This window comes from Paenibacillus sp. FSL H7-0357, from assembly GCF_000758525.1.
Lineage (GTDB): Bacteria > Bacillota > Bacilli > Paenibacillales > Paenibacillaceae > Paenibacillus_AQ.
This window is the reverse complement of record NZ_CP009241.1, coordinates 6,289,387-6,310,981: the sequence shown is the minus strand read 5'-3', so window position 1 is coordinate 6,310,981 and position 21,595 is coordinate 6,289,387. Positions and strand designations below refer to the sequence as shown.

At 50.5% G+C, this 21,595-nt stretch carries 18 protein-coding genes; 9 read left to right on the top strand and 9 right to left on the bottom strand.

The annotated features are described in order from the left end of the window. The first annotated feature begins 61 nt into the window (after positions 1-61). Entirely contained in the window at positions 62-1,660 is a 1,599-nt protein-coding gene (locus H70357_RS27870; RefSeq protein WP_052092293.1) for a sensor domain-containing diguanylate cyclase, read from the top strand. 231 nt (positions 1,661-1,891) lie between these two features. Here H70357_RS27870 and H70357_RS27865 read toward each other — a convergent pair whose 3' ends face one another. The 4 genes from H70357_RS27865 to H70357_RS27850 all read right to left on the bottom strand — a co-directional run bounded on the left by H70357_RS27865 (position 1,892) and on the right by H70357_RS27850 (position 6,408). Beyond that, positions 1,892-3,604 (bottom strand): CPBP family intramembrane glutamic endopeptidase, encoded by a 1,713-nt coding sequence (locus tag H70357_RS27865; RefSeq protein WP_038596096.1) that lies wholly within the window; start codon positions 3,602-3,604, stop codon positions 1,892-1,894. A gap of 134 nt (positions 3,605-3,738) precedes the next feature. Further along, on the bottom strand, positions 3,739-5,295 hold the full coding sequence (locus H70357_RS27860) for a hypothetical protein (protein ID WP_038596093.1): 1,557 nt from the start codon (positions 5,293-5,295) through the stop codon (positions 3,739-3,741). Continuing rightward, positions 5,292-6,026, bottom strand: coding sequence for an ATP-binding cassette domain-containing protein (locus tag H70357_RS27855; RefSeq protein ID WP_052092292.1), 735 nt, complete (start codon positions 6,024-6,026; stop codon positions 5,292-5,294). The genes H70357_RS27860 and H70357_RS27855 overlap by 4 nt, the downstream gene beginning before the upstream one ends. Continuing rightward, positions 6,010-6,408 (bottom strand): GntR family transcriptional regulator, encoded by a 399-nt coding sequence (locus tag H70357_RS27850; RefSeq protein WP_038596091.1) that lies wholly within the window; start codon positions 6,406-6,408, stop codon positions 6,010-6,012. The genes H70357_RS27855 and H70357_RS27850 overlap by 17 nt, the downstream gene beginning before the upstream one ends. Before the next feature lie 210 nt (positions 6,409-6,618). Here H70357_RS27850 and H70357_RS27845 point away from each other — a divergent pair, with 210 nt between their 5' ends. Next, a complete protein-coding gene (locus H70357_RS27845; protein WP_231578328.1) occupies positions 6,619-7,977 on the top strand; it encodes a TrkH family potassium uptake protein in 1,359 nt (452 codons plus the stop codon). A 15-nt stretch (positions 7,978-7,992) separates the two neighbouring features. Further along, positions 7,993-8,661, top strand: a complete 669-nt coding sequence (locus H70357_RS27840; RefSeq protein ID WP_038596089.1) for a potassium channel family protein — start codon at positions 7,993-7,995, stop codon at positions 8,659-8,661. 72 nt (positions 8,662-8,733) lie between these two features. On the opposite strand, the gene H70357_RS27835 is transcribed toward H70357_RS27840, so the two are convergent. The 4 genes from H70357_RS27835 to H70357_RS27820 are packed head-to-tail and all read right to left on the bottom strand — an operon-like array spanning position 8,734 to position 11,058. Continuing rightward, on the bottom strand, positions 8,734-9,048 hold the full coding sequence (locus tag H70357_RS27835; protein ID WP_052092290.1) for a hypothetical protein: 315 nt from the start codon (positions 9,046-9,048) through the stop codon (positions 8,734-8,736). Between the two features lie 23 nt (positions 9,049-9,071). Next, positions 9,072-9,764 (bottom strand): hypothetical protein, encoded by a 693-nt coding sequence (locus tag H70357_RS27830; RefSeq protein WP_038596087.1) that lies wholly within the window; start codon positions 9,762-9,764, stop codon positions 9,072-9,074. Continuing rightward, a complete protein-coding gene (locus tag H70357_RS27825; protein ID WP_052092289.1) occupies positions 9,761-10,702 on the bottom strand; it encodes an ATP-binding cassette domain-containing protein in 942 nt (313 codons plus the stop codon). The genes H70357_RS27830 and H70357_RS27825 overlap by 4 nt, the downstream gene beginning before the upstream one ends. Next, the gene (locus tag H70357_RS27820; RefSeq protein ID WP_179091801.1) at positions 10,699-11,058 is read right to left on the bottom strand and encodes a GntR family transcriptional regulator; all 360 of its coding nucleotides are present in this window, start codon (positions 11,056-11,058) and stop codon (positions 10,699-10,701) included. Before H70357_RS27820 ends, H70357_RS27825 begins: the two co-directional genes overlap by 4 nt. 329 nt (positions 11,059-11,387) lie before the next feature. Here H70357_RS27820 and H70357_RS27815 point away from each other — a divergent pair, with 329 nt between their 5' ends. The 4 genes from H70357_RS27815 (at position 11,388) to H70357_RS27800 (ending at position 17,470) form a co-directional block, all read left to right on the top strand. Continuing rightward, on the top strand, positions 11,388-13,655 hold the full coding sequence (locus H70357_RS27815) for a helix-turn-helix domain-containing protein (RefSeq protein ID WP_038596083.1): 2,268 nt from the start codon (positions 11,388-11,390) through the stop codon (positions 13,653-13,655). Between the two features lie 240 nt (positions 13,656-13,895). Next, entirely contained in the window at positions 13,896-14,852 is a 957-nt protein-coding gene (locus H70357_RS27810; protein ID WP_038596082.1) for an ABC transporter permease, read from the top strand. Between the two features lie 14 nt (positions 14,853-14,866). Beyond that, entirely contained in the window at positions 14,867-15,766 is a 900-nt protein-coding gene (locus H70357_RS27805) for a carbohydrate ABC transporter permease (RefSeq protein ID WP_052092288.1), read from the top strand. Between the two features lie 57 nt (positions 15,767-15,823). Then, positions 15,824-17,470, top strand: coding sequence for a type 2 periplasmic-binding domain-containing protein (locus tag H70357_RS27800; protein WP_038596080.1), 1,647 nt, complete (start codon positions 15,824-15,826; stop codon positions 17,468-17,470). A gap of 135 nt (positions 17,471-17,605) precedes the next feature. Here the strand turns inward: H70357_RS27800 and H70357_RS27795 are convergent, their stop codons facing one another. Continuing rightward, positions 17,606-18,505: a LysR family transcriptional regulator gene (locus H70357_RS27795; protein ID WP_038596078.1), complete on the bottom strand. Its 900-nt coding sequence runs from the start codon at positions 18,503-18,505 to the stop codon at positions 17,606-17,608. Positions 18,506-18,944: 439 nt separating this feature from the next. Between H70357_RS27795 and H70357_RS27790 the strand changes: the two genes are divergently transcribed. Then, positions 18,945-19,610, top strand: a complete 666-nt coding sequence (locus H70357_RS27790) for a succinate dehydrogenase cytochrome b558 subunit (protein ID WP_038596077.1) — start codon at positions 18,945-18,947, stop codon at positions 19,608-19,610. Positions 19,611-19,785: 175 nt separating this feature from the next. Further along, on the top strand, positions 19,786-21,528 hold the full coding sequence (gene sdhA, locus H70357_RS27785) for a succinate dehydrogenase flavoprotein subunit (RefSeq protein ID WP_038596075.1): 1,743 nt from the start codon (positions 19,786-19,788) through the stop codon (positions 21,526-21,528). Positions 21,529-21,595: the final 67 nt, after the last annotated feature.

Here is a 21,595-nt window from a genome sequence, read left to right as displayed (position 1 = left end):
CGTCATGATTTGATGTATTATGTATTTAGTTGTTTTTTATAGAAATGAGGAGGGTTATCGTTTGTTTACAGTAAGAAGGGCCGGACTGTGTCCTAGTAAAAAAATCAGTCTCACATGGCTGCTTACGGGCCTGGTGACGCTGGTGGTTTTGCTAACCTCAAGCATTCTGCTGATTGGCTCTTACGAGTCCAAGAAACAATCTTTGATAGAGACGACACTCCAGCTGAATTACTCCAGCGCTGAACGAATGTCTAAGACGATGGATTCCTTATTCCTGTCCATGCGCAATAGCCTGAAATACAATGCTGGTGTACTCTCTGATTTTGATGCTATGACTCCGAAACAAGTGGATAATCATCTAGAACTGATGCGCAACAGCAGCAATTTCTTCAATTCCATCTCCTTAGTTGATGTCGACGGGGTGATCCGCAACGTAGTTCCTGCAAAAGTGGGAACGGCCGGCAAGCTTCTTACCTCCAAAGCCGGTCAGGAGGCTCTGGCGCTACAGAAACCATATCTCTCCTCCCCTTACCTAACCCCAAACACTAAGCGGTTAATCGTATTTATGAGTCAACCGGTTTTCAGCAGGAACGGAACATATCTCGGTATTTTGAGCGGGACGCTTTATCTGCAGGAGGACAATATCCTGTCTATGATTTATGGGAATAACAACGTGGACGAGTACGGTTCTTATTTTTATATTGTGGATTCCAAGGGGCAGCGGCTGTACCATCCAAACAAGCAGTTTATCGGGAGAGATATCAGCACCAACAAGGTTGTGCAGAAGCTCATGAAGGGAGAGCGCGGAAAAGAGCGAGTAATTAATACCATCGGCATTGAGGTGCTTGCGGGGTACTCCAGTGTTCCAGCCAATGGATGGGGGATTGCGGTCGTATCGCCGATTAGTATCATCCATCAAGAGCTGATGGGCCATCTCCGGATAATTATCGGGTATTCGTTCTTCCCGTTTCTTATGCTGCTGATGGGCTTTATTTTCATAGCATACAAGCTGGCCCGGCCGTTTGTGCATCTGGCAAATCTGGTGAGCAGGATAGGCAAGGAGAACATTGTAATTCCGGAAGTAAGGTCGCAATGGAGCCGTGAGGCAGAGTTGCTGACCGATGCCGTATTGCTTGCTGTAACGGATATTCAGAAACAGACGGATCAGCTTACTCAAGAGGCCGCGACGGATGCGCTGACGGGCTTAATGAACAGGAGGTCGCTTAAATATCAGCTGGATCATTGGATTGACTCCGGGCTGCCGTTTTCGCTCATTGTACTGGATGTAGACAGATTCAAACTCGTAAATGACACCTATGGCCATGTTACTGGTGACGAAGTACTGAAACACGTTGCCGGAATTATAGTATCCTCGCTTCGCCCAAGTGATGTCTGCTACCGCTACGGAGGTGAAGAGTTCGTCATTCTGCTGGCTGAAACAAGACCAGCGGAAGCTTTTAATGTAGCCGAAAGAGTCCGGCTGGCCCTTGAACAAAGCGTGGCTCCCATTCCAACACGGCTAACGGTCTCTCAAGGCGTAGCGCACTATCCTTTACATGCGTCAGAGCAAGAAGCGCTGCTGGAGATGGCGGATCAGGCGCTGTATCTGGCCAAGAAAGGGGGGAGAAACAGGACTGTGATTGCTGAGCCTAACGATTGAAGATTATAGTGAAATTTACCGGTTTGCGAAGATAAGGGGAATCCGGGAATCATGCAGAAATGTTATATATTATTAAATGTTGTCATAATCAATAGGGGTAGTTTCTAATTTGGGTGTTTACCATATTGGTTGCATTGGTGCTCTATGACCGCTTCTTTAAAAGGAGATAAAACGAGGTGTTCCGCAGGCTGATGGCAGCCAGTTGGAACACCTCATTTTATTATTGAAAGCTTAATTTAAGTTGCCAGCAGGCTGAAGCGATTCTTCGGGTTCCCGTGGTTTCGGCTGACCCGGCTTGTTCGGCGGGTTGAACCGGTACACGATGTAACCGACCACGAATGGCAGGATGAGTGTCACGATTCCGGCACCTATATTTACGCTCTCCTTCATGAAGATCAGCGTGGCTCCCATCAGAATGCTGTCGAACACGACATGGCTGAACATGACGGCGATAAAGCCGTAGCGCAGGAAAATATAGCTGAACAGCAGCCCGATCACAGTCAGCTCGATCGGACGCGAGCTGATCGGGTAAATCGGATACAGTGTATGGCCGAAAGCCCAAATGAGCGTCGTGATCAGCGAGGCGATGAAGGTGTTGCGGACGATTTTTTTGAGCATCCGGATACCGAATAGGCGGTAGACGGCTTCTTCGGACAGGCCGGCAAGCCAAGCGACGATCGGCAGCAGCCAGGCATATCTCATATTGTAGGGAGATTGGCTGGCGTCCGTGGTGGACCAGTTATGCAGCGTGAGCGACAAGATGATGAACATAATTGTCTGCACACCAAGCAGGATAAAGGCCCAGATATAACCGGTGCGCATGCTGTCGAGCACATATTTGCCGTATCCCGGCTCCTTGGCGCGGGGCCAGGGATTCAGGCCTTCCTCCTTGCGCCATAAGCCGTTGCCTCCAACGAGCGAGAAGTAGAGCAGGGAGGACATCAGCAGGCTGTACAAGGCGTAAATGACAAACAAGATGGCAGAGGTTATCCGGGCTTCAGGGCTGTCACTGCCGGATTCCGGCAGCATATTGTAAGTGCTGACCATCATGATTACAAAATGGGCCAAACTTAAGAAGATGCCGCGCACAAAGGAAGTATGGCCTCTTCTCAGAATGCTGTAGATCAAGGCGAGAATGCCAAGAGCCAGTGTCGGCAGGCCGTAGCCAAAGCGCGTCAGCGTTTGGGCCAGCGAGGTCTGGTCCTCTACGTACGAAGTATGCCAGGAGGGAGCAGAAAATCCGGCCCGGAAGTAAGAAACCTCACCATCCTGGAAATTAAAGTTATAACGCAGCAGAGTTTCTCCGACTTTGACCGAATGGTCTGTATAGACAAGCCCGTATTCATTTGTGCCGGCTTCGATCTGCAGCTTGGCGGGATTTACTCCCCATCGCTTGAGCCACGGGCGGGCGAGCTCCTCCTTCTTATCCAGAGAAAGCGAGGAATCACTGTTTGCACGGGCAGCAGCCGGAGCGCTTCCATAACTGGATCCGTCCTCGGATTTGATGCTGGCACCGCGGGCAAAGGCCACAACCTCTCCAGTGTACATATTGAGATCAACGGTGAGCTGGGCGTCTTTTTCTCCGGATGCCTGAAGCACAGCATGATAGACGTCAAAGGGATAACGCTGATCCAGCTTGTTTTTGGAGTAGTCCTGCAGGAGCTTCTCCCGGGACATATATCCGTAGAAGTCCGAATCAGTCTGATAAACGACGGTCCAATGATCATTTGCTGTCTCCGTATGGCTAAGCTGCTGGGCTGCGAATGCGGCAGCATGTGAACGGGCTTCGTTCTTGCTGATGACGGTGGTGTCTTCTCCATTGGTACCCGAAAGGAGCTGGGGAGCTACCTGGAACATAATAAATACGATAAGACCCAGAATGCCCGCTACGATAAGTTTGATGGAAAGAGGCCGCTGCTGTAAGGGCTGGCCGACGGAATTCATGAAACGCCTCCTTGTGATGAATTGATCCTGCTCTTTTCCTTAAGCTTCGTGCTTTTCTTATTATAGTATCACTTGGCGTGCGGTTACAGGAAATTTCCTGTTGTCCCTTTACGTTTACGTGAAGATTGCCAAGCTTATGCTTGTTTTGTTTGGGCTGCAGCCTTCTTCTGCGGAGTTAAGATGAGGTGATAATATTTGGCTCCCGCAAAAATACAGCATGCCGCAAGAGGCAGGCCAATGACCGCAATCCAGCCCAGCAGGCTCCAGTCCGGCATTAAGCCGCTGTGCATTTCCTTAGGGATCATAAATCTGTTGATCAGGACGCTATGCAGGGTGCCCAGCAGCACGATCGGAAGCAGAAGTAAAGATAGTGCCGATGATTTCATCAGATAGTATTCGGCCTGCATCAGGCCAAAGGTTATTGTCAGCGTAAGTGTATAAAGAAGAAATGAAAAGAGCAGCCATGTCAGGGCGTAAGACAGATTGTTCAGATCGATCTTGCCTGTAATGAAGCCTATAATACTCCCTGCAAAAGCGGAAAGCGCCAGAACAATGATGATCCGCATAACAGTAACCCATACAGCAGCAACTCCGGACAGCAGTACAGCCAACCGGCTCTGCGGGAAGCCGAGCAGCCAGGGCAGCTGTTTGCGTTCGAGGCTGCTGCGGCTCACCATCCACAGGAAACCGAACAGAACGGGCAGCATAAACAGCAACCTTGCAACGGACTGGATAGCTAATCCGTCTGTTGATCCGTAATAACCGGCTGCAATGCTGAGCAGCGGCACTGCCAGCTTCAGGATGAGTATGTTTGGATGCTTTTCTATTCGGCGCACCCGGCTGGTATGGAGCCGGAACAGAGTGGTGAATGGCGCTTTGCGGATGGTGAATGTGTTTGTTTTGGCGTTCTTTCCCCATCTTGCATTTGCAGATGAGGGAAGAGCGGTTGATTGGAGTTCCCCCATTCCTCCCAGTCCGTTGCGGGCGATAAGCGGCATCAGGAAGTAACAGAAGGGCCATCCGATTAGAATCAGAGCAAGTGCATACATCAACACTGCACTCGGAGAGGCATATTCCACCCCTTTCAGACCAAGAGTGGATGAGCTTAGCAGGCTGGCATAAATAAGCGGCAGCAGCCACAGTAAATTATATGGAATAACCAGCAGCACAGCAGCTTTTCGTGCACGCATAAGCAGGGTGATTGCCAGCCCCCAGACTACTGCTAAAGGCAGTGTGGCTATGATGAACAACGTATAGGCGGCAAGCATGTAGATCAGCTCCCCAGCCGGAAGCGGGGCATACCGGCCGGCAAGAGCGGAAAGGGCATAAACGGCAACTGCAGATGCCATCACCAATAAGGCGATGTTCAGGCTGTGCTTCAGCAGGCTGGCCACTTTGGCATAGAGCAGTGTAAGCCGGGAATGTGGAAAGGATAAAAACCATTCTCTATGCTGTTGACCTTGGAATGCCAGGATGTGAAGCGTGGACAGGCCCAGCGTAACGGTCCATAGCAGCAGTGCTGCAAAGATAAATGGCGAACGCTGCGTTGCTCTGGTGGCGGGAAGATACATGCCGACAAGCACCATCACACAGAACAGCGATAAGCCAATCAGAATGCTTTTAGATTTCCCCTGTCTGGAAGGGCTGAAACGGCTGTACTCCAACTGAACAAGTGTCTTCAGCGTGGTCATGCGAACACTTCCCTGTATCGAGATTCTACCGATTTGCCGGACTGGCGGAGCAATTCGACGTCTTCGATGCTCTGGATTTGGCCTTCACCGATCAGGATCAACCGGTCAAACAGCAGCTCCATCTCGCGGATATCATGGGTTGCGATCAAGAAGGTACGGGCTCCGTCCGCCAGCTCACCCACGACCGCCGAAGCGATCCGTTCTCTGGAGATTAGATCCACTCCGGTGAACGGCTCGTCGAGTATAACCAGCGGTGCCTGGCGCGACAGACAGGTCAGCAGCTGCAGCCTGGCTTCCTCGCCCCGGGACATCGCGGATATCTGCGATTCCGGTGAGACCGAAAGCTCACGGAGCAGTTCCTGTGCTTTCGCCTCATCCCAGTCCGGGTAGATGCCTCCGGCAAAGCCGAGCCACTCCCGGACGGTCAGCCAGCCGGGCAGATTGCTGCGGTCCGGCAGCATGGACAGTTCGCCAAGGCGCTGAACACCTGCGGGTTTTCCGAAGATGTGAGCCGAGCCGGAATCTGCTGCCGTAAGCCCGGATATGATGCGAAGCAGAGAGGATTTGCCTGCTCCGTTAGGCCCCAGAAGGCCCGTTAAGCTGCCTTGGGGAATTTGAAAGCTGATTCCGTCCAGTATTATTTTCTTCTTTACCTTAAGTTTTAAATTATTGCATTCTACTGCCGGAGCTTTCGCTGACAACCCGGCATCCTTATTATGATTCACTGGCATTTGAATCCTCCTTATCGAAATTCAACATTTGTTCAGCAGAGATGCCGAGCGTCCCGGCAACAGCCTTGAACTCCCGGATTGCCTTGCGCATAATGGTTTTGCGCGCCTCGCCGATGACGTCTTCCTCGCGGGTAACAAAAGTGCCTTGGCCGCGGTAGGTGACAATCAGCCCCATCCTCTCCAGCTCCTGATAGGTTCTGGCGGCGGTAGTCGGATTAACCCCCCGTCCGGCGGCCAGCTCTCTGACCGAGGGCAGACGCGAGCCGGGGGGGATAAGGCCGCTGACAATCCGTCCCTGTATGGCTTCGACAAATTGCTCGTAAATCGGAAGCGAGGGGTTGATTTGGAATTGCTCCGGCAAAAGCTCAATAGATGGGTCCATGGGGTCCTCCCCTCATAGTGGTGTTATTTGTGTATGGATACATGCCATACACTTGATGAATGAAGTGTACCACTACACACCACACAATATCAAGTGGAAAATCTCACATCCGTAAATCGCCTTTGTGAAGTTGGACAATAACGTATATAATTTGTATGTTTATTTAGTGTTTATTTTATTTGCAGAAGCGAATATGAGAGGATGAGGAGTTTGGCTTCACCGTTTCCCAAAATTTCCGGATTCAGATTCTTGAAGCTTTCCCCGCCTCAAATACTGGTGTTAGGCTTTGCAGCTGTCATTCTGATCGGCACCCTGCTTCTGATGCTGCCCATTTCAAGTGCATCAGGTCACTCGCTAAGGTTCATTGATGCACTGTTCACCGCAACGTCGGCTACCTGCGTGACCGGACTTGTTGTGGTAGACACGGGGACCTATTTCAGCGTTTTTGGACAAATTACCATACTGGTGCTGATTCAAATTGGCGGCCTCGGATTCATGACGATGGCGACCTTATTCGCACTCTTACTGAAACGCAAAATTTCGCTGCGCGACCGGCTTATTCTTCAGGAAGCCATGAATCAGAGCTCGATGGAGGGCATTGTCCGGCTGATCCGCAAGGTGCTGCTCTATTCACTGATTATTGAGGCGAGTTGTGCGGCCCTGCTAGCGCTGCGTTGGGCGGTGGATATGCCTTTTGGCCGTGCGTTGTATTATGGCATCTTTCATGCTGTCTCGATGTTCAACAATGCCGGGTTTGATATCTTTGGCGGCTACCGCAGCCTGACCGGATACGTCAATGATCCCACTGTGAATATTATCGTCATGTTCCTTATTGTTTCCGGCGGTATCGGGTTTATTGTCATGTCGGATCTGATGGATTACCGTAAGAGCCGCAGGCTGCTGCTGCACACCAAGGTTGTCCTGTCGATGACGGCGGTGCTGATTCTGATTGGAACAGTAGTCATTTTTGTTTTTGAGTTCACCAACTCACGCACGCTGGGTCCGCTGAACCTTGGCGGCAAACTTTGGGCCTCCTTCTTTCAATCGGTAACGCCGCGTACCGCCGGTGCCAATACGGTGGATATCGCCGGGTTGCGCCAGGCTTCGCAGTTTTTCATCGTAATTCTGATGTTTATCGGGGCTTCCCCGGGCTCGACTGGCGGCGGGATTAAGACAACAACGTTCACACTGATGATCGGGGCGGTAGTTTCGATGCTGCGCGGACGTGATGATATTGTGCTGTTCCGCTACCGGTTGGCGCAGGAGCGTGTGTTCAAGGCGCTGACAATTACGCTGCTTGCTCTACTGCTGATTGTTTCCGTATCGATGGTGTTGTCCACCACGGAAGGACGCCCCTTCCTGATGATTCTGTTCGAAACGACCTCGGCCTTCGCCACTGTGGGCCTCAGCATGGGATTGACACCGGAATTAACGGAAGTCGGCAAGATTCTGATCTGCCTGACCATGTTCGCCGGAAGGCTGGGTCTGCTGACCCTGGCGTATGCGCTTGGCCCGAAACAGGGTAAAGCATTGTATAAGTATCCGGAAGGCAAAATGATAATTGGATAAGGGGTTAAACGAATTATGAAACCACAGCAGTTTGTCGTAATCGGTCTCGGCCGTTTTGGCTCAAGCCTTGCGCTTGAACTGATGGCCATGGGCTATGAGGTGCTTGGGATTGACCATCAGGAGGACCGGGTTGAAGAGATGAGCGGCCGGCTGACTCATGCTGTAATGGCGGATGCTACAGATGAAGGAATTATGCGTTCGCTGGGGGTGCGTAATTTTGACTGCGGTATTGTGGCAATTGGAGATAACATGGAGCGCAGCATACTGGCGGCGATCCTGCTCAAGGAGCTTGGTGTAAAGCAGGTGGTTGGCAAGGCGATAACAATTCTTCACGGGCGGGCGTTGTCCAAGCTGGGGGTCGACCGGGTTATTTTCCCCGAGCGGGATATGGGTGTCCGTGTGGCGCATCAGCTGGTGACGCCCAATCTTCTGGACTATATCGAAATCTCCAAGGATTATAAAATTGTCGAGCTGACCGTGCCTTCCTGCATGAACGGCAAAAGCCTCTCGGAGCTGAACACCCGGGCCAGATACGGCTGCAGCATCATTGCCCTGAACCGTGAGGACGGGATCATCGTCGCTCCTACCGCGCATGATCATGTGAATGAGGGTGATATTATGGTGGTCATTGGCTCCAATCAGAGTATTGAAGAGTTCGAGGACGAAGCTGTAAATGCGGATTAGTGCCTATATGCCCGTCTGCGTAGAATTATAAAAGGAATGCAAAAACGCCCGGATGCGCATCCGGGCGTTTTGCTATTGTGGAAGCGAGGCAATGGTAGTGAATATCTGTGAATAGGCATCTTTAATATTGGCTGGATTGACTTGGTCATTGTACAGCCCGTACCCCCAGAATTGCGCTTTATCCCCAGACTGATAATAGCCTGAAGCATACATGTCTGGTGACAAATCCGGCACTTCTTCATAGGACAGATCCTCAATCACAAAAGGTACATATGATTTCTTGGATTCGATGAAGAAAAACGGGATGCCCGCTTTTTGATATACCTTAGCATATTTGCTATCCGCAGCGTCGGATAAATAATCCTTTTGAATAAAAACGGCATCCACAGTTTCTAACAGCAGTATCTAATCTACATTCGGATGTCAGTACGGCGGTAAACCAGCCAGCCGGTCACAGCGAACAGCGCAGTGATAACCCACATAAGAACGGAGGTTCCAGGCTGGAACGTCTCCGAAGGAAGCGGTAACAGTGCTGATACATCCATGAATTGCAGAGAAGGCAGCAGGAGGGAGATCAACTCAATCAATCCAAAATATATAATGGCCGAGAAGATCCCGATGACTAATTTGAATCTGTAAAAACAGGAGCCAATCAGGAAGGTGGCCATTGAGATTTCGAGTAAGGTTAGTGTGAACATGTACCAAGAGAGCAATAAAGGCCGGTCCACTTCAACCGGGAGTCCTATGGAAGGCAGAACTGCCCGGCCAATCAGATACAGGATGCTCTCCGCCAGCGCAGCCGAAATGCAGAAACCCAGGAGGGCCAGCAGCGTGCTGACATAGAAATTGCGGCGCGTCACACTGAAGCTGCTCATTAGCGGGAAGGTGATAGCTACCGTAACAATCATGCTAACGATGGAGAAGATGGTAATGATATTCCGGTTGACGCTGAAAATGTTATCCGCTGATCCAGCATCCATGGAAGGCAGGAACTTAAGCAGCAGCACCATGGCGATGTCGACAAGAACAAGTACGCTCAGCAGAATCAAGGATCCTCTGCGGTAATCTTTCAGTTGGAATTTAATTAAACTCCGGGTGCTCATAAATTTCCGCCTCCTTGATTGTTCTCTGCATCGCGCAGTGTCAGATATACGAACAGCTTTTGCAGCGGAACCGGAGACAGCTCTACGCCCTGATCCTGCAGCATTTTGCGTTCGGAAGGGTCTGACAGATCTTCCAAGGTGAGCAGGAGTTTGCCGCCCAGGCGTTCGCTGTGCAGCACTCGCACGTCCTTCAACAACGCCTCCAGTACCGTGGCAGGCCCAGAAGCATAGGCAGCATTGGCGGCAAAATCCTCCACAGGGCCTTGGAAGGCGATGCGGCCTTTTTTGATGTAAGTCATTCGTTCAAACAGGTTCTCCGCTTCCTCGATCAGGTGTGTAGTTACTACAAAAGTACGGGGGAATTTGCCGTAATCCTCAAGCAGTGTCCGGTAAAAGATTTCACGCATCGAGGCGTCAAGGCCGATTACCGGCTCATCCAGCAGCGTCAGCGGAGCCCGGCTGGCCAGGCCCTTGATGATTCCCGCCATTGATTGACCGCCGCGCGACAGCTGCTGGTAATTCTTTTTGTTGTCCAGCTGAAACTTGCGCATCAGTTTCTCGGCCAGTTCGCCATCCCAATTCGGATAAAAAAATGAGGCATAGTTGAAGATGTCCTTTAGGGTGTAGCTATCCCAGGAACGTTCATAGGTCTTGACCAGGCAAATACTGCTGAGGGCAGCGGCATTCTCGTGCACGGGAGCACCGCCGTAGGTAATTTGTCCGCTGTCAGGGAACCTTTGGCCGGCTATAAGTGACAGCAGGGTGCTTTTGCCGCTGCCATTGGCTCCGATCAGTCCATGAATCACCTGCGGTTCAAGCGTAAGAGAGACATCATGCACACCTTGGCCTCCGCGGAATACCTTGCTGACCTGATTCAGCTCAAGCTCTGCCTCGGGCAGTGCTGCCTTCGCCTCAATCGTCTTCCTGGTGATCATCATCGGTTCTCATCCCCCTTGCGGATCATTTCGGACAGTTGCTCGGCCGTAATGCCGAGCTTGCCGGCTTCACGGATCATAGCCACCACATACTGCTCATAAAACTGCTGTCTGCGCTTATCTGTCAAGTCCGCACGCGCACCTGCTGCCACAAACATCCCAATTCCCCTCTTCTTGTACAATATTCCTTGCTCCACGAGCAGATTCACGCCTTTGGCCGCTGTCGCCGGATTGATGCCATAAAACGAAGCGAACTGATTCGTGGAAGGCACCTGAGATTCTTCCGGTATGGTTCCATCTATGATGTCATTTTCTATTCGCTCTGCGATCTGTACGAATATTGGCCGGGTGTCATCCATTTGAAATCCCAATGCTTCACCACCTAACTGGTTAATTACTCATGTAACTAACCTTAGGGGAAAATAGGTCCAGTGTCAAGGGGTGTCCGGCTATAGCATCGTCAATTTTCCTAATTTGTTTGAAAATTTTTCCTATACATATATTTAAAATGTTTTTTATAATGATAAAATAACAATAGCCGGGTTATCTGTTTTAAATTGAAATGTAAGCGGTAACAGTGAATGCTGCTGCTACTGGTGCTGGTGTGAATACCGGATTTGTCATGGAGTACATCCAGGGGAAGTATTGTTCAATCTACGTATCTACAGAAATCATAAGGGGAGCAAAAATGAAAAAAACACCGATGCTGCTGCAGCTGGCATTGATTCTATTCTGCGTCATGGCCATTCCGACAGCCATCCTGACGTGGTACAGCGGGGCACAGCTTTTACAGAACTCAGAGGAAGCCATCGGAGAATCCACACTCGCCGGGCTGAATGCCAACCGCAAGCTGAACGAGAGCGCGCTCGCTAACCTGGCGCAGGATACGGCACGTTCGGCTGCAACTAACGTTTTTGACCGCATTCGCAATTTCGAGACGTTCGAAGAACTCAACTCCAATTACAATAACGTGAGCAGCGCGCTGACAGTGATGAAGGAGTTGATGAATTTGAACCGCCGGGTAGATGGGACGGAATCCTCCTACTTCTACTTGAATGATTCAGATTATGTTATTTCTACTGACAACGGGATCACAAAGCTGGAGCGGTATGAGTCGATCAGCTGGACAACAGAAGCTCTTGAGGGGCGGAGAGGAATCAGCGGCGTATGGGTTCCCCGCAAGCTGGACTCGGGCGTCAATGTTGTATCGTACGTGTATCCGCTCAATCGTCTGTCTTCCACCACGCACGGATTAATCATCGTTAACATAAGCGAGAGCCAGATCGGTAAATATTTGCATGAAACAGAAGTCGGAGACAGCAACCACCTGCTTCTGGCATCGGACGGCACAATAATATCATACAAGGACAAGTCGAAGCTGCTCACTGACGGTTATGAGCTGCCCTTTATTCGGGATATGCTGACTCAGGAACCAAGTGAAGGTTATACATTCCGTGAGCTTGATGGCAAACGGATGGTTTACGCCTGGAACCGCTCTTCATTGTCCGGATGGTGGAATGTAAGCTGGAGTTCTATGGATGAGCTGATGACCAAATCACGTGATATGCAGGGGAATATCATTTTGCTTACGGGTGCTATTATATTGCTGGGCACAGTTATGGCTGTCGTTCTCGCGACTTGGCTGTCCAGACCGGTGAGGCAGCTGGTGCGGACGATACGCTCCAAAAGCGATTTGGGTGTGGTGAATAAGAATGAGCTTGCCTTCCTGGATATGGCGTTCAAACGAATGCAGGAGGAAGAGGATAGTCTGTTCCAGCTGCTGCAGGAGCGTGAGCAGGATATCCGCAGTCTCGCTGTTCACCGTCTTTTGCGCGGAGAGATTCCGCCCCGGATCACGGAGGTTTTTCCGGAAGCCTGTTACAGAATCGCCGTTGTCTCCATCGACCAGTATAGAGTATATGTGGGCAATACCAATGTGGAGACACGCAGCTACCACCGGTATCTGCTTAATACGAAGTACGAAAGCTTCTTTCCAGAGGGAATTCTGGCCCGTTCTGTCTATCATAACGACGGCTGTATTGTGATTGTGCTGAACTTTGCTCCGGGTGAGGATGAGCGGAGCAGCGGCCTGATTCATCAGGCGCTGGAAAAGGTCGGGGATCAGTCGCTTGCGCTGCTGGAGCATTCGGTCACGATCGGATTAAGTAATTTGGCTGATGCACCTGAAATGGTTGCCCAGCGGTTGTTTGAAGCGATGGAATTGATTAAGCAGCGGATGATTAATGGTGCCGGCAGCATCATGTACTGGGAGGATGAGGGGGAGAACAGCCGGAAATATATCGACTTCGACTGCAGTGAACGACGGATTCTCAATTTCCTGGACGCCGGCAACCTGGACGGGATTTTCAAAGAGCTTCAGAGCATCCGCTGTCAGATCAGCTCGGAAGAGAATATTTCCTATGATAATATCATGTTCATTTATCACCAGCTGATAGGTGCGACCATCAAGCATCTTCGTGAAAATCATATCGGTACCGGAAGAATGATTATGGGCAAAGGCAACATATACACCATTCTGGCTGCGATGGATACGCTTGATGAGCTTGAGGAGTATTTGCATGAAATTTTCCGTGAAATTGTACAGAGTCTGGACCGCAGCACGGGTGAAACCAATCATGGAGAACGGATCATTCATTATTTGAAGGAACATTACCGTGAAGAAATTGTATTTGAGGATATGGCTAAAGAAATCGGCATCAGCTACTCTTATATGCGCAAGATCGTGTATGAGCTAACCGGAAACAGCATGATTGATTATCTTAATCAGCTGCGTATCGAGAAAGCCAAGGAACTGCTGCTGGATACCGACCTGACGATCAAGCAGATTGCAGCAGAGGTTGGCTATCATAATGTCCAGAGCTTCAACCGGTTTTTCCGCAAGTACGAAGGCATGCCGCCGAGCAGCTACAAGTCGGCCAAGAGCAAGAGCTCCTAGGAGCCTGCTCCTGGCCAGCAGCCAGCGGCTTTTTTTGTTAATGAAAGCGTTTTATATTTGGGAATACCTATCATAATTGATCATCAGGATGCTGCAGATGCCGCTAAAACCGCGGCCCGATCAAATTTGATGGGGATCATCAATACTCATGATTTTCAAAACCAGACAAAGGGGATAGCATTGAACTCGGGCTGGTGAACACAACCGGCAAGGAGATAATTTGGTGGAGGAGGTGAAAGTTTGAAAGTTGCAAGCGCTTCAAAAACAAATGAAACCGCCTTATTAAGAAACAAACAGGGACTAGGGTATTTCTTACAGCGTGACTGGCAGCTCTATTTACTATTATTAATTCCATTATCTTTTGTAATCGTATTCAAATACCTGCCGATGACAGGACTTGTGCTCGCTTTTAAAGACTACAAGATTGCAAGAGGGGTTTGGGGCAGTGAATGGGTTGGTTTTGAAGTATTCCGGGATATTTTCTCCAAACCAGACTTCACCCGTGCTGTCCGCAATACGCTGATGCTCAATATTCTTGATCTCATATTCAGCTTCACGATGCCGATCGTACTGGCTCTGCTGCTGAATGAAGTCAAAAGCGTAAGGTTCAAACGCGTAAACCAAACCATGCTGTACTTGCCGCATTTCCTGTCCTGGGTCATTATCGGGGCGATCGCTTATCAGCTGCTTAGTCAAGGAAACGGTGTCGTCAATAATTTGATTGAGCTTATGGGCGGTAATCGTGTTCCGTTCCTCCAGGAAGATACGCATTGGCTGATCAGCTACCTGGCAATCGGTGTGTGGTCGAGCATGGGGTGGGGGACCATCATCTATTTGGCGGCCATTAGCGGTATTAACCCGGAGATGTATGAAGCAGCTACCGTTGATGGAGCAGGACGCTGGAGAAAGGTATGGAATATCACAGTTCCTTCCATCCGTGCAACCATTGTAACCTTGCTGATCATGAACCTGGGGAAGATAATGGAGGGCTCGTTCGAGCGTATATTCGTTCTGCAGAACAAGGCCACCACAGAGTACACAACGACCATACCGGTTCTGGTGTACCGTTGGGGGATCGAAAGCGGCAATTTCAGCCGGGCGACAGCGATAGGACTCTTCCAGTCCGTCATCGGTATTCTTCTTGTAATAACGGCTGACCGCGTGGCTAAGAAGCTCGGCGAGGATGGAATATTATAGAAAGGAGAGAAACCATGAGAGCATTAACCGGCAACCCTGCCGCATCACGTAAAGGGCGTTTGGACATCTGGGAATTGCTGATCCGCCTCGTTCTGATCATTGCTTCGCTAGCGTGCTTGTTGCCGTTTCTTCATGTTGTGTCGAAATCCCTGAGCTCTGACTCCTTTGTTATTGCAAATAAGGTTTTTCTGTGGCCGCAGGGCTTCACCATAGAAGCGTACAAGAAAATCTTCGCGGATGCCAGTATACTCCGTTCACTGTACATCTCAGTTATAGTGACAGTGCTGTTCACCATACTGGGGATGGTTCTGACCATCTGCGCCGCGTACCCGCTGTCCAGATCTCAGCTGAAGGGCCGTAGAGTAATCACCTTCATCTTTTTGTTCACGATGTACTTTAGTGGAGGTATCATCCCGGACTATATGAACATTAACAATCTGGGACTGATGGATACGATATGGTCACTGATTTTACCGTTGTCGTTCAGCGCCTTCAATCTGCTGATTATGAAGACTTCTCTAACGAGCGGTATTCCCGTAAGTCTGGAAGAATCTGCACGGATCGACGGCGCCGGGCATTTTCGGATCCTGCTCAGCATTGTTATCCCGTTGTCCAAACCGATTATCGCGACACTCTCTCTCTTCTACGCGGTTGGACGCTGGAATGTTTACCAGGATGCATTGTTCTATATCAAGCATGAGATCTCACTCCGGCCTCTGCAGCTCAAGCTGTATTATCTGGTCATTCAGGCCAGTGAAAGCTTCCAATTGGAAGCCACTCAGGTATCTCTTAGTAATCCGGAAGTCTTAAAAGCATCAGTCGTTGTATTTGCAACCCTACCCATTCTTTGCGTCTATCCCTTTGTTCAGAAATACTTCGTTCAGGGCGTTATGCTCGGAGCAGTCAAAGAGTAATCTTGTGTTCCAGAATAGTAATTCTACAGTCCGAAATTTAAAATTGGGGGAATTGCGATGAACAAAAAAAGAGTTGTTTCGTTAATGATGGCATCTGTCATGACGGCCGGTATGCTGGCCGGGTGCTCCGGGGGGAATAACAATAATCAGAGTGCTGAGCCTAACAGTCCTGCTGAGACGGCGGCAGCCAATAATCAGAGCGAAGGAAGCTATCCTGATTATACGAAGGGTTTTGAGAAGAAGGTTAGTCTGGATATCCCGGTTTATGAGCGGGCGTTCGAGGGCTGGAATGTAACCGACAACTATTATACCCGCTGGGTTCAAGCGGAATTCGGCGACAAATACAATATCGAAGTCAATTACGTGCCGATTACCCGTAACAGCGAAGTGACCGATTACGAGCAGCTTCTGGCGTCACATAAGGCCCCTGATATTATTTTTCACTATGATATGCCACAGGCACTTACCTATTACGGCGAGGATGTTATGCAGCCGCTGGACTATGCTGAAATCGAGAATTATGCACCGACATATTGGAAAAGTATGGGCGAAACGATCAAGCAATATGGTGTTGTAGACGATAAGAATACCTTCTTCTTCGCCGCACGTCCCGAAGCTGACAATTTCACATCCATCATCCGCAAAGACTGGGTGGAGAAGGTAGGCATGAAGGTGGAAGATTTGACTTCTCTTGAGAAGTACAATGAGATGCTGTTGAAATGGAAAGAAGCCGGACTGGGAGTGACTGGCGGCAGCTTGCTTCAAAACAATTTCAACTACAATTACGCCTTCCGCGATTGGCCCGTCGATCCGAAATACCGCGCGCTTTATTCAGATCTGAGCGTTGCTGATTTGACCAGCGCCGACACTGAGCGTTTCTTGCGTAATATGAACTATCAGTACAATAACGGCCTTATCGATAAGGAATTCTATCTGCGTAACGATGATAATAAGATTAAATCCGAATTCGTTGCCGGAAAAACAGGTAACTACGGATTCTATCTCACGAACAATACAGACGTCTTTGCTGCTACCCTGGCGAACAATCCGGACGCCGAATTTGCTGTAGTGCCGCCTTTTGCAGGTGTTCCTGAGGGGCTCAAGCCTCAAGGACGCGCTTACTGGCCGTTTGGCTTCATCATGGGTATCAACTATGAAACCTCGCCTGAGGAGCGCGCTGCAGTCTGGATGTATCTGGAATGGCTCAGCCAGCCGGAAAATCTGTTCAAGTTCCAGAACGGTGTTGAAGGCGAAAACTATACGCTTGACGCAGACGGTATCGCTGTAAAAAAAGCAGATTATAAGGGCGAATCCGTCCTGGCACAGAACAATAACAAGGACTACTGGGGCCTCGTGACTGAAATCGCGCAATATCCGGAAGCTGACAAGACCCTCAAAGCGAATCTCCGCAACTGGGCACCGGCCGGCTACGAGAATCTCGCCGATGATATGGTGAAATACTACAACGAGGTTGCGGAATTCCGCACACCGGATGCCATGTTCACCGTTGTGCTTGAGAAGGTAAATGAGTATAAAGCCGATCTGAACTCACTCTTTCAGGATCTGTATGTGAAATGTGCGCTTGCTCCGGAAGCTGAATTCGATGCGACCTATGAAGCAGCCAAGGAGACTTACCTGAAGGCAGGCTACCAGGAAATTCTCGACGAGAAGCAAGAGGCGATCGACGCAGGCAAGTTCCGTTAATTCCAGTATCTGCGGGCCTGTATTCAAACTGAATTACAAGCTGGCGCTCAATATACCAGAATAACTGCCCGTGTACACGCAAATACCCGGCAGGCCGATCCATAGCAATATGGGGGCTTGCCGGGCATTTGCTCGTTATTCGTGTCCAGGCAGGAATACTTCCTCCGTAACCTGCACGAGGCAGCGTGCCGCGGTGCTCAGGCTGCCGCTTCCCTGATAGATCAGACAGGTAGTCCGCTGGGTCTGCTCCAGTTCCTTAATATGGAGAGAGACCAGCCCGCCTCCGTTCAGCAGCTCCGGACGAAGGTACGACTTCGGCAGCAGCGCTGCTGCCTTAATCGTCGGCAGCAGCCGGACGATCGCTTCGAAGGAGTCGATCTCCATGCGCACATCCGGCTCAACGGCGCAGCGCTGGAACAGCTCATCGGTCATGCGGCGGTACCAGGTGCCCTTGGAGAAGAGAATCATCGGCAGCCGCGCGAGATGGTCCATTGTCAGCTTCGCCGGCAGGGTCAGCGGATGATGACTGGAGACGACCAGCCGCAGCTGGTCCTCGAACAGCGGGATGCAGCGCAGTCCCGGCTCCTGTATGGAGGAGGCGATAATGCCGACATCACATTTACCCTCGCTGACCGAAGAGACGATTTCATGTGTTTTTCCGGTAATCAGCTTCAGCTCGGCTGCCGGGTATTTCTCCGTGTAGGCGTTCACAAGCGGCGGCAGTGTGGTCTGCAGTGTCGTCAGACTGGCGCCAAGTGTCACGAACTGCGGTTCACCCTCCCTGAATTTGGACAATGCCTCCAGAAATTTGGACCGTTGCTGACGCTGCTCCAGCGCATAAGTATAGGTGAGACGGCCAACCTCGGTCAGCTCCAGCCGTTTGCCGAACCGGTTGAACAGGGCGACGCCCAGCCGTTCCTCCAGTTTGGAGATTTTGCGGGAGAGAGCGGGCTGGGACAGATTTAGCTGGCGTGAAGCCCGGTTAAGGCTGGAATGCTCCACAACTGCAGCAAAAATATCCAAATCGTCGAACATAACAGAGGTCTCCTTTCATCCAACTTGTAGTAATGCTGATAACTTTATATCAGTGTCCCTGTAGTGAAAGTGATAAAAGGCATAGCCGCGACGGATGTCTCTTCTTGAAAAAGGTTGAAGGACCGGCGAAATCTTTGGAATCACTGTTCTAAATGAGAATTATTATCATATTAAAAATATTCTTATGCAATTATTGTATAACGTTTAATAATTAGATTGCAATTCCCTTATAAGAGAAAAAAGAGTAACATGAAAAGTGACACAAGATATTCACATATTGTGAATAATAAAGCAAAGTCCGGGAAAGCAATGGATAGTGGTGAAAATAGAGATTCAGGTGATGGTTTTAAACCTTAGTTCCCCTGTTTCAACTGTACTCCCGGCGGTGTATGCTCATTAATGAAAACGCTGTTTTTTATTCGGAAAGGGGACACTTTGCATGAGAGGATTTTATTCCAGAAAGATTCATTCCTTGCTCGGCATTATCCCGCTTGGGGGCTTTTTCCTTGAGCACATGCTGACGAATTTTGCGGCAGTGGAGGGTGGCGCTTCCGGCTTCACAGACAGTGTGCTATGGCTCAACAGCCTGCCGCTAGTCTTCTTCCTGGAATTGTTCGGCATATGGCTGCCGCTGCTGTACCACGGGGTTTATGGGCTATACATCGCCTATCAGTCCAAGCCGAACCTGAACCGGTACAATCTGGAAAGAAACTGGCGGTATACGCTGCAGCGTGTAAGCGGAGTCATCACTTTCGTGTTCATCGTCTGGCATGTGTTCGAAACCCGGTTTCAGGTGGCGCTCGGGAATGTGGAGCATGAGGAACTTGGCAGTGTAATGCATGACATCGTTACCCAGCCGCTTCTTCTAGCCGTATATGTAATTGGGATTCTGGCGGCCTGCTTCCACTTTTCCAATGGGCTATGGTCATTCCTGATCAGCTGGGGGATTACCGTGGGGCCGCGTTCACAAAGAGTGTCCTCTATTCTTTGTCTCGGACTTTTCGTCCTTGTCAGTTTCATGTTCCTGCTGTCGCTGGTCACTTTCCGTGACAGTGAATTCCAAGCTACAGCCTCCGCGCTGCAATCCCTGCGGACTTTTATTTAAAAAGGAATAGTTGGCATATACTCCAGTGTGGAGCGGCTGCCATTTATGGAAATATCCACAAGGCTGAATTACAGCTGACATAATTACATGTTTGACAGCCTATGCTTCCGAGGCCGGTTTGTACGAGGCGGATACTCGGAAGTCTATGCTCACAAAACTTTAGGAGTGAACAATCATGGCATCAGCCGATATCATTATCGTGGGCGGCGGGCTGGCCGGCCTGATGGCTACCATCAAGGCGGCGGAATCCGGCGCACATGTGCATTTGTTCTCACTGGTTCCAGTCAAAAGATCGCACTCGGTCTGTGCGCAGGGCGGCATCAACGGCGCTGTTAATACGAAGGGCGAGGGGGACTCGCCCTGGGAGCATTTTGATGACACCGTCTACGGCGGTGACTTCCTGGCGAATCAGCCGCCGGTTAAGGCGATGTGTGAAGCCGCACCGGGCATCATCCATCTGATGGACCGGATGGGCGTAATGTTCAACCGTACCCCGGAGGGGCTGCTCGATTTCCGCCGGTTTGGCGGAACGAAACGGCACCGTACTGCTTTTGCCGGGGCGACAACCGGCCAGCAATTGCTGTATGCGCTGGATGAACAGGTTCGCCGCTGGGAAGCGGAAGGCCTGGTGACTAAGAGCGAGAACTGGGAATTCCTTTCCGTCGTCCTTGATGATGAGCGCGTCTGCCGCGGCATCAGCGCCCAGAACCTGAAGACGATGGAGATCCAGACCTTCCCTGCGGACGCGGTCATTCTGGCCAGCGGCGGCCCGGGAATTATTTTCGGCAAAACGACCAACTCCGTGATCAACACAGGGACGGCTGCCAGTGCTGTATATCAACAGGGTGTGCATTATGCCAACGGAGAATTCATCCAGATTCACCCGACCGCAATCCCCGGCGACGACAAGCTGCGGCTGATGTCTGAATCGGCACGCGGCGAAGGCGGACGTATCTGGACCTATAAGGACGGCAAGCCGTGGTACTTCCTGGAAGAGAAATACCCGTCTTACGGAAATCTGGTGCCGCGCGATATCGCAACCCGCGAAATCTTTAATGTCTGTGTGGACCAGGGGCTCGGGATCAACGGCGAGAACATGGTGTATCTGGATCTCTCCCACAAGGATCCTAAGGAGCTTGACGTCAAGCTGGGCGGCATTATTGAGATTTATGAGAAATTCATGGGCGATGATCCCCGTAAAATACCGATGAAAATCTTCCCAGCCGTGCATTACTCCATGGGCGGCATGTGGGTCGATTACAATCAGATGACCAACATTCCCGGCCTGTTCGCGGCAGGGGAATGCGAATACCAATACCACGGTGCGAACCGGCTCGGCGCGAACTCGCTGGTCTCGGCGATTTATGGCGGCATGGTCTCGGGACCGAAGGCCGTTGAATATATTAAAGGCCTGAAGAAATCGGTGCAGGACATTTCTTCCACCGTGTTCGACAGCTTCCACAAGAAGCAGACTGACAAATACGAGTCCCTGCTGGCGATGTCCGGCACGGAGAACGCCTATGTGATTCATAAGGAACTGGGCGAATGGATGACCGCAAATATGACCGTTGTGCGTGACAACGTTAAGCTGGAAGCGACTATCGGCAAAATTAAAGAGCTTAAGGAGCGTTACCGCAACATCAACATGAATGATACTTCCCGCTGGAACAACCAGGGTGTGGCCTTCACCCGCCAGCTTTGGAACATGCTGGAGCTGTCTGAGGCGATGACCCTCGGGGCGCTGCTGCGGAACGAAAGCCGCGGCGCGCACTACAAGCCGGAATTTCCGACACGCAACGACGAGGAGTTCCTGAAGACGACTAAAGCGACATGGAGCGCGGATGGCCCGCAAATCTCTTATGAAGCAGTAGATGTCTCGCTGATTCCTCCGCGGGTACGGGATTATTCGAAGGACTAACCGCTTAATGCTGTCACTTAAATGAGCCCTGAACCTATGGGGAATATGGGATGAATGCATAATGTAC

Coding starts and splice junctions, on each gene's coding strand:
- H70357_RS27820 (WP_179091801.1), bottom strand. CDS start 11,058: ATGGATGACACCCGGCCAATATTCGTACAGATCGCAGAGCGAATAGAA.
- H70357_RS27830 (WP_038596087.1), bottom strand. CDS start 9,764: ATGAGCACCCGGAGTTTAATTAAATTCCAACTGAAAGATTACCGCAGA.
- H70357_RS27815 (WP_038596083.1), top strand. CDS start 11,388: ATGAAAAAAACACCGATGCTGCTGCAGCTGGCATTGATTCTATTCTGC.
- sdhA (WP_038596075.1), top strand. CDS start 19,786: ATGGCATCAGCCGATATCATTATCGTGGGCGGCGGGCTGGCCGGCCTG.
- H70357_RS27790 (WP_038596077.1), top strand. CDS start 18,945: ATGAGAGGATTTTATTCCAGAAAGATTCATTCCTTGCTCGGCATTATC.
- H70357_RS27865 (WP_038596096.1), bottom strand. CDS start 3,604: ATGAATTCCGTCGGCCAGCCCTTACAGCAGCGGCCTCTTTCCATCAAA.
- H70357_RS27805 (WP_052092288.1), top strand. CDS start 14,867: ATGAGAGCATTAACCGGCAACCCTGCCGCATCACGTAAAGGGCGTTTG.
- H70357_RS27850 (WP_038596091.1), bottom strand. CDS start 6,408: ATGGACCCATCTATTGAGCTTTTGCCGGAGCAATTCCAAATCAACCCC.
- H70357_RS27800 (WP_038596080.1), top strand. CDS start 15,824: ATGAACAAAAAAAGAGTTGTTTCGTTAATGATGGCATCTGTCATGACG.
- H70357_RS27795 (WP_038596078.1), bottom strand. CDS start 18,505: ATGTTCGACGATTTGGATATTTTTGCTGCAGTTGTGGAGCATTCCAGC.
- H70357_RS27860 (WP_038596093.1), bottom strand. CDS start 5,295: ATGACCACGCTGAAGACACTTGTTCAGTTGGAGTACAGCCGTTTCAGC.
- H70357_RS27855 (WP_052092292.1), bottom strand. CDS start 6,026: ATGCCAGTGAATCATAATAAGGATGCCGGGTTGTCAGCGAAAGCTCCG.
- H70357_RS27825 (WP_052092289.1), bottom strand. CDS start 10,702: ATGATGATCACCAGGAAGACGATTGAGGCGAAGGCAGCACTGCCCGAG.
- H70357_RS27840 (WP_038596089.1), top strand. CDS start 7,993: ATGAAACCACAGCAGTTTGTCGTAATCGGTCTCGGCCGTTTTGGCTCA.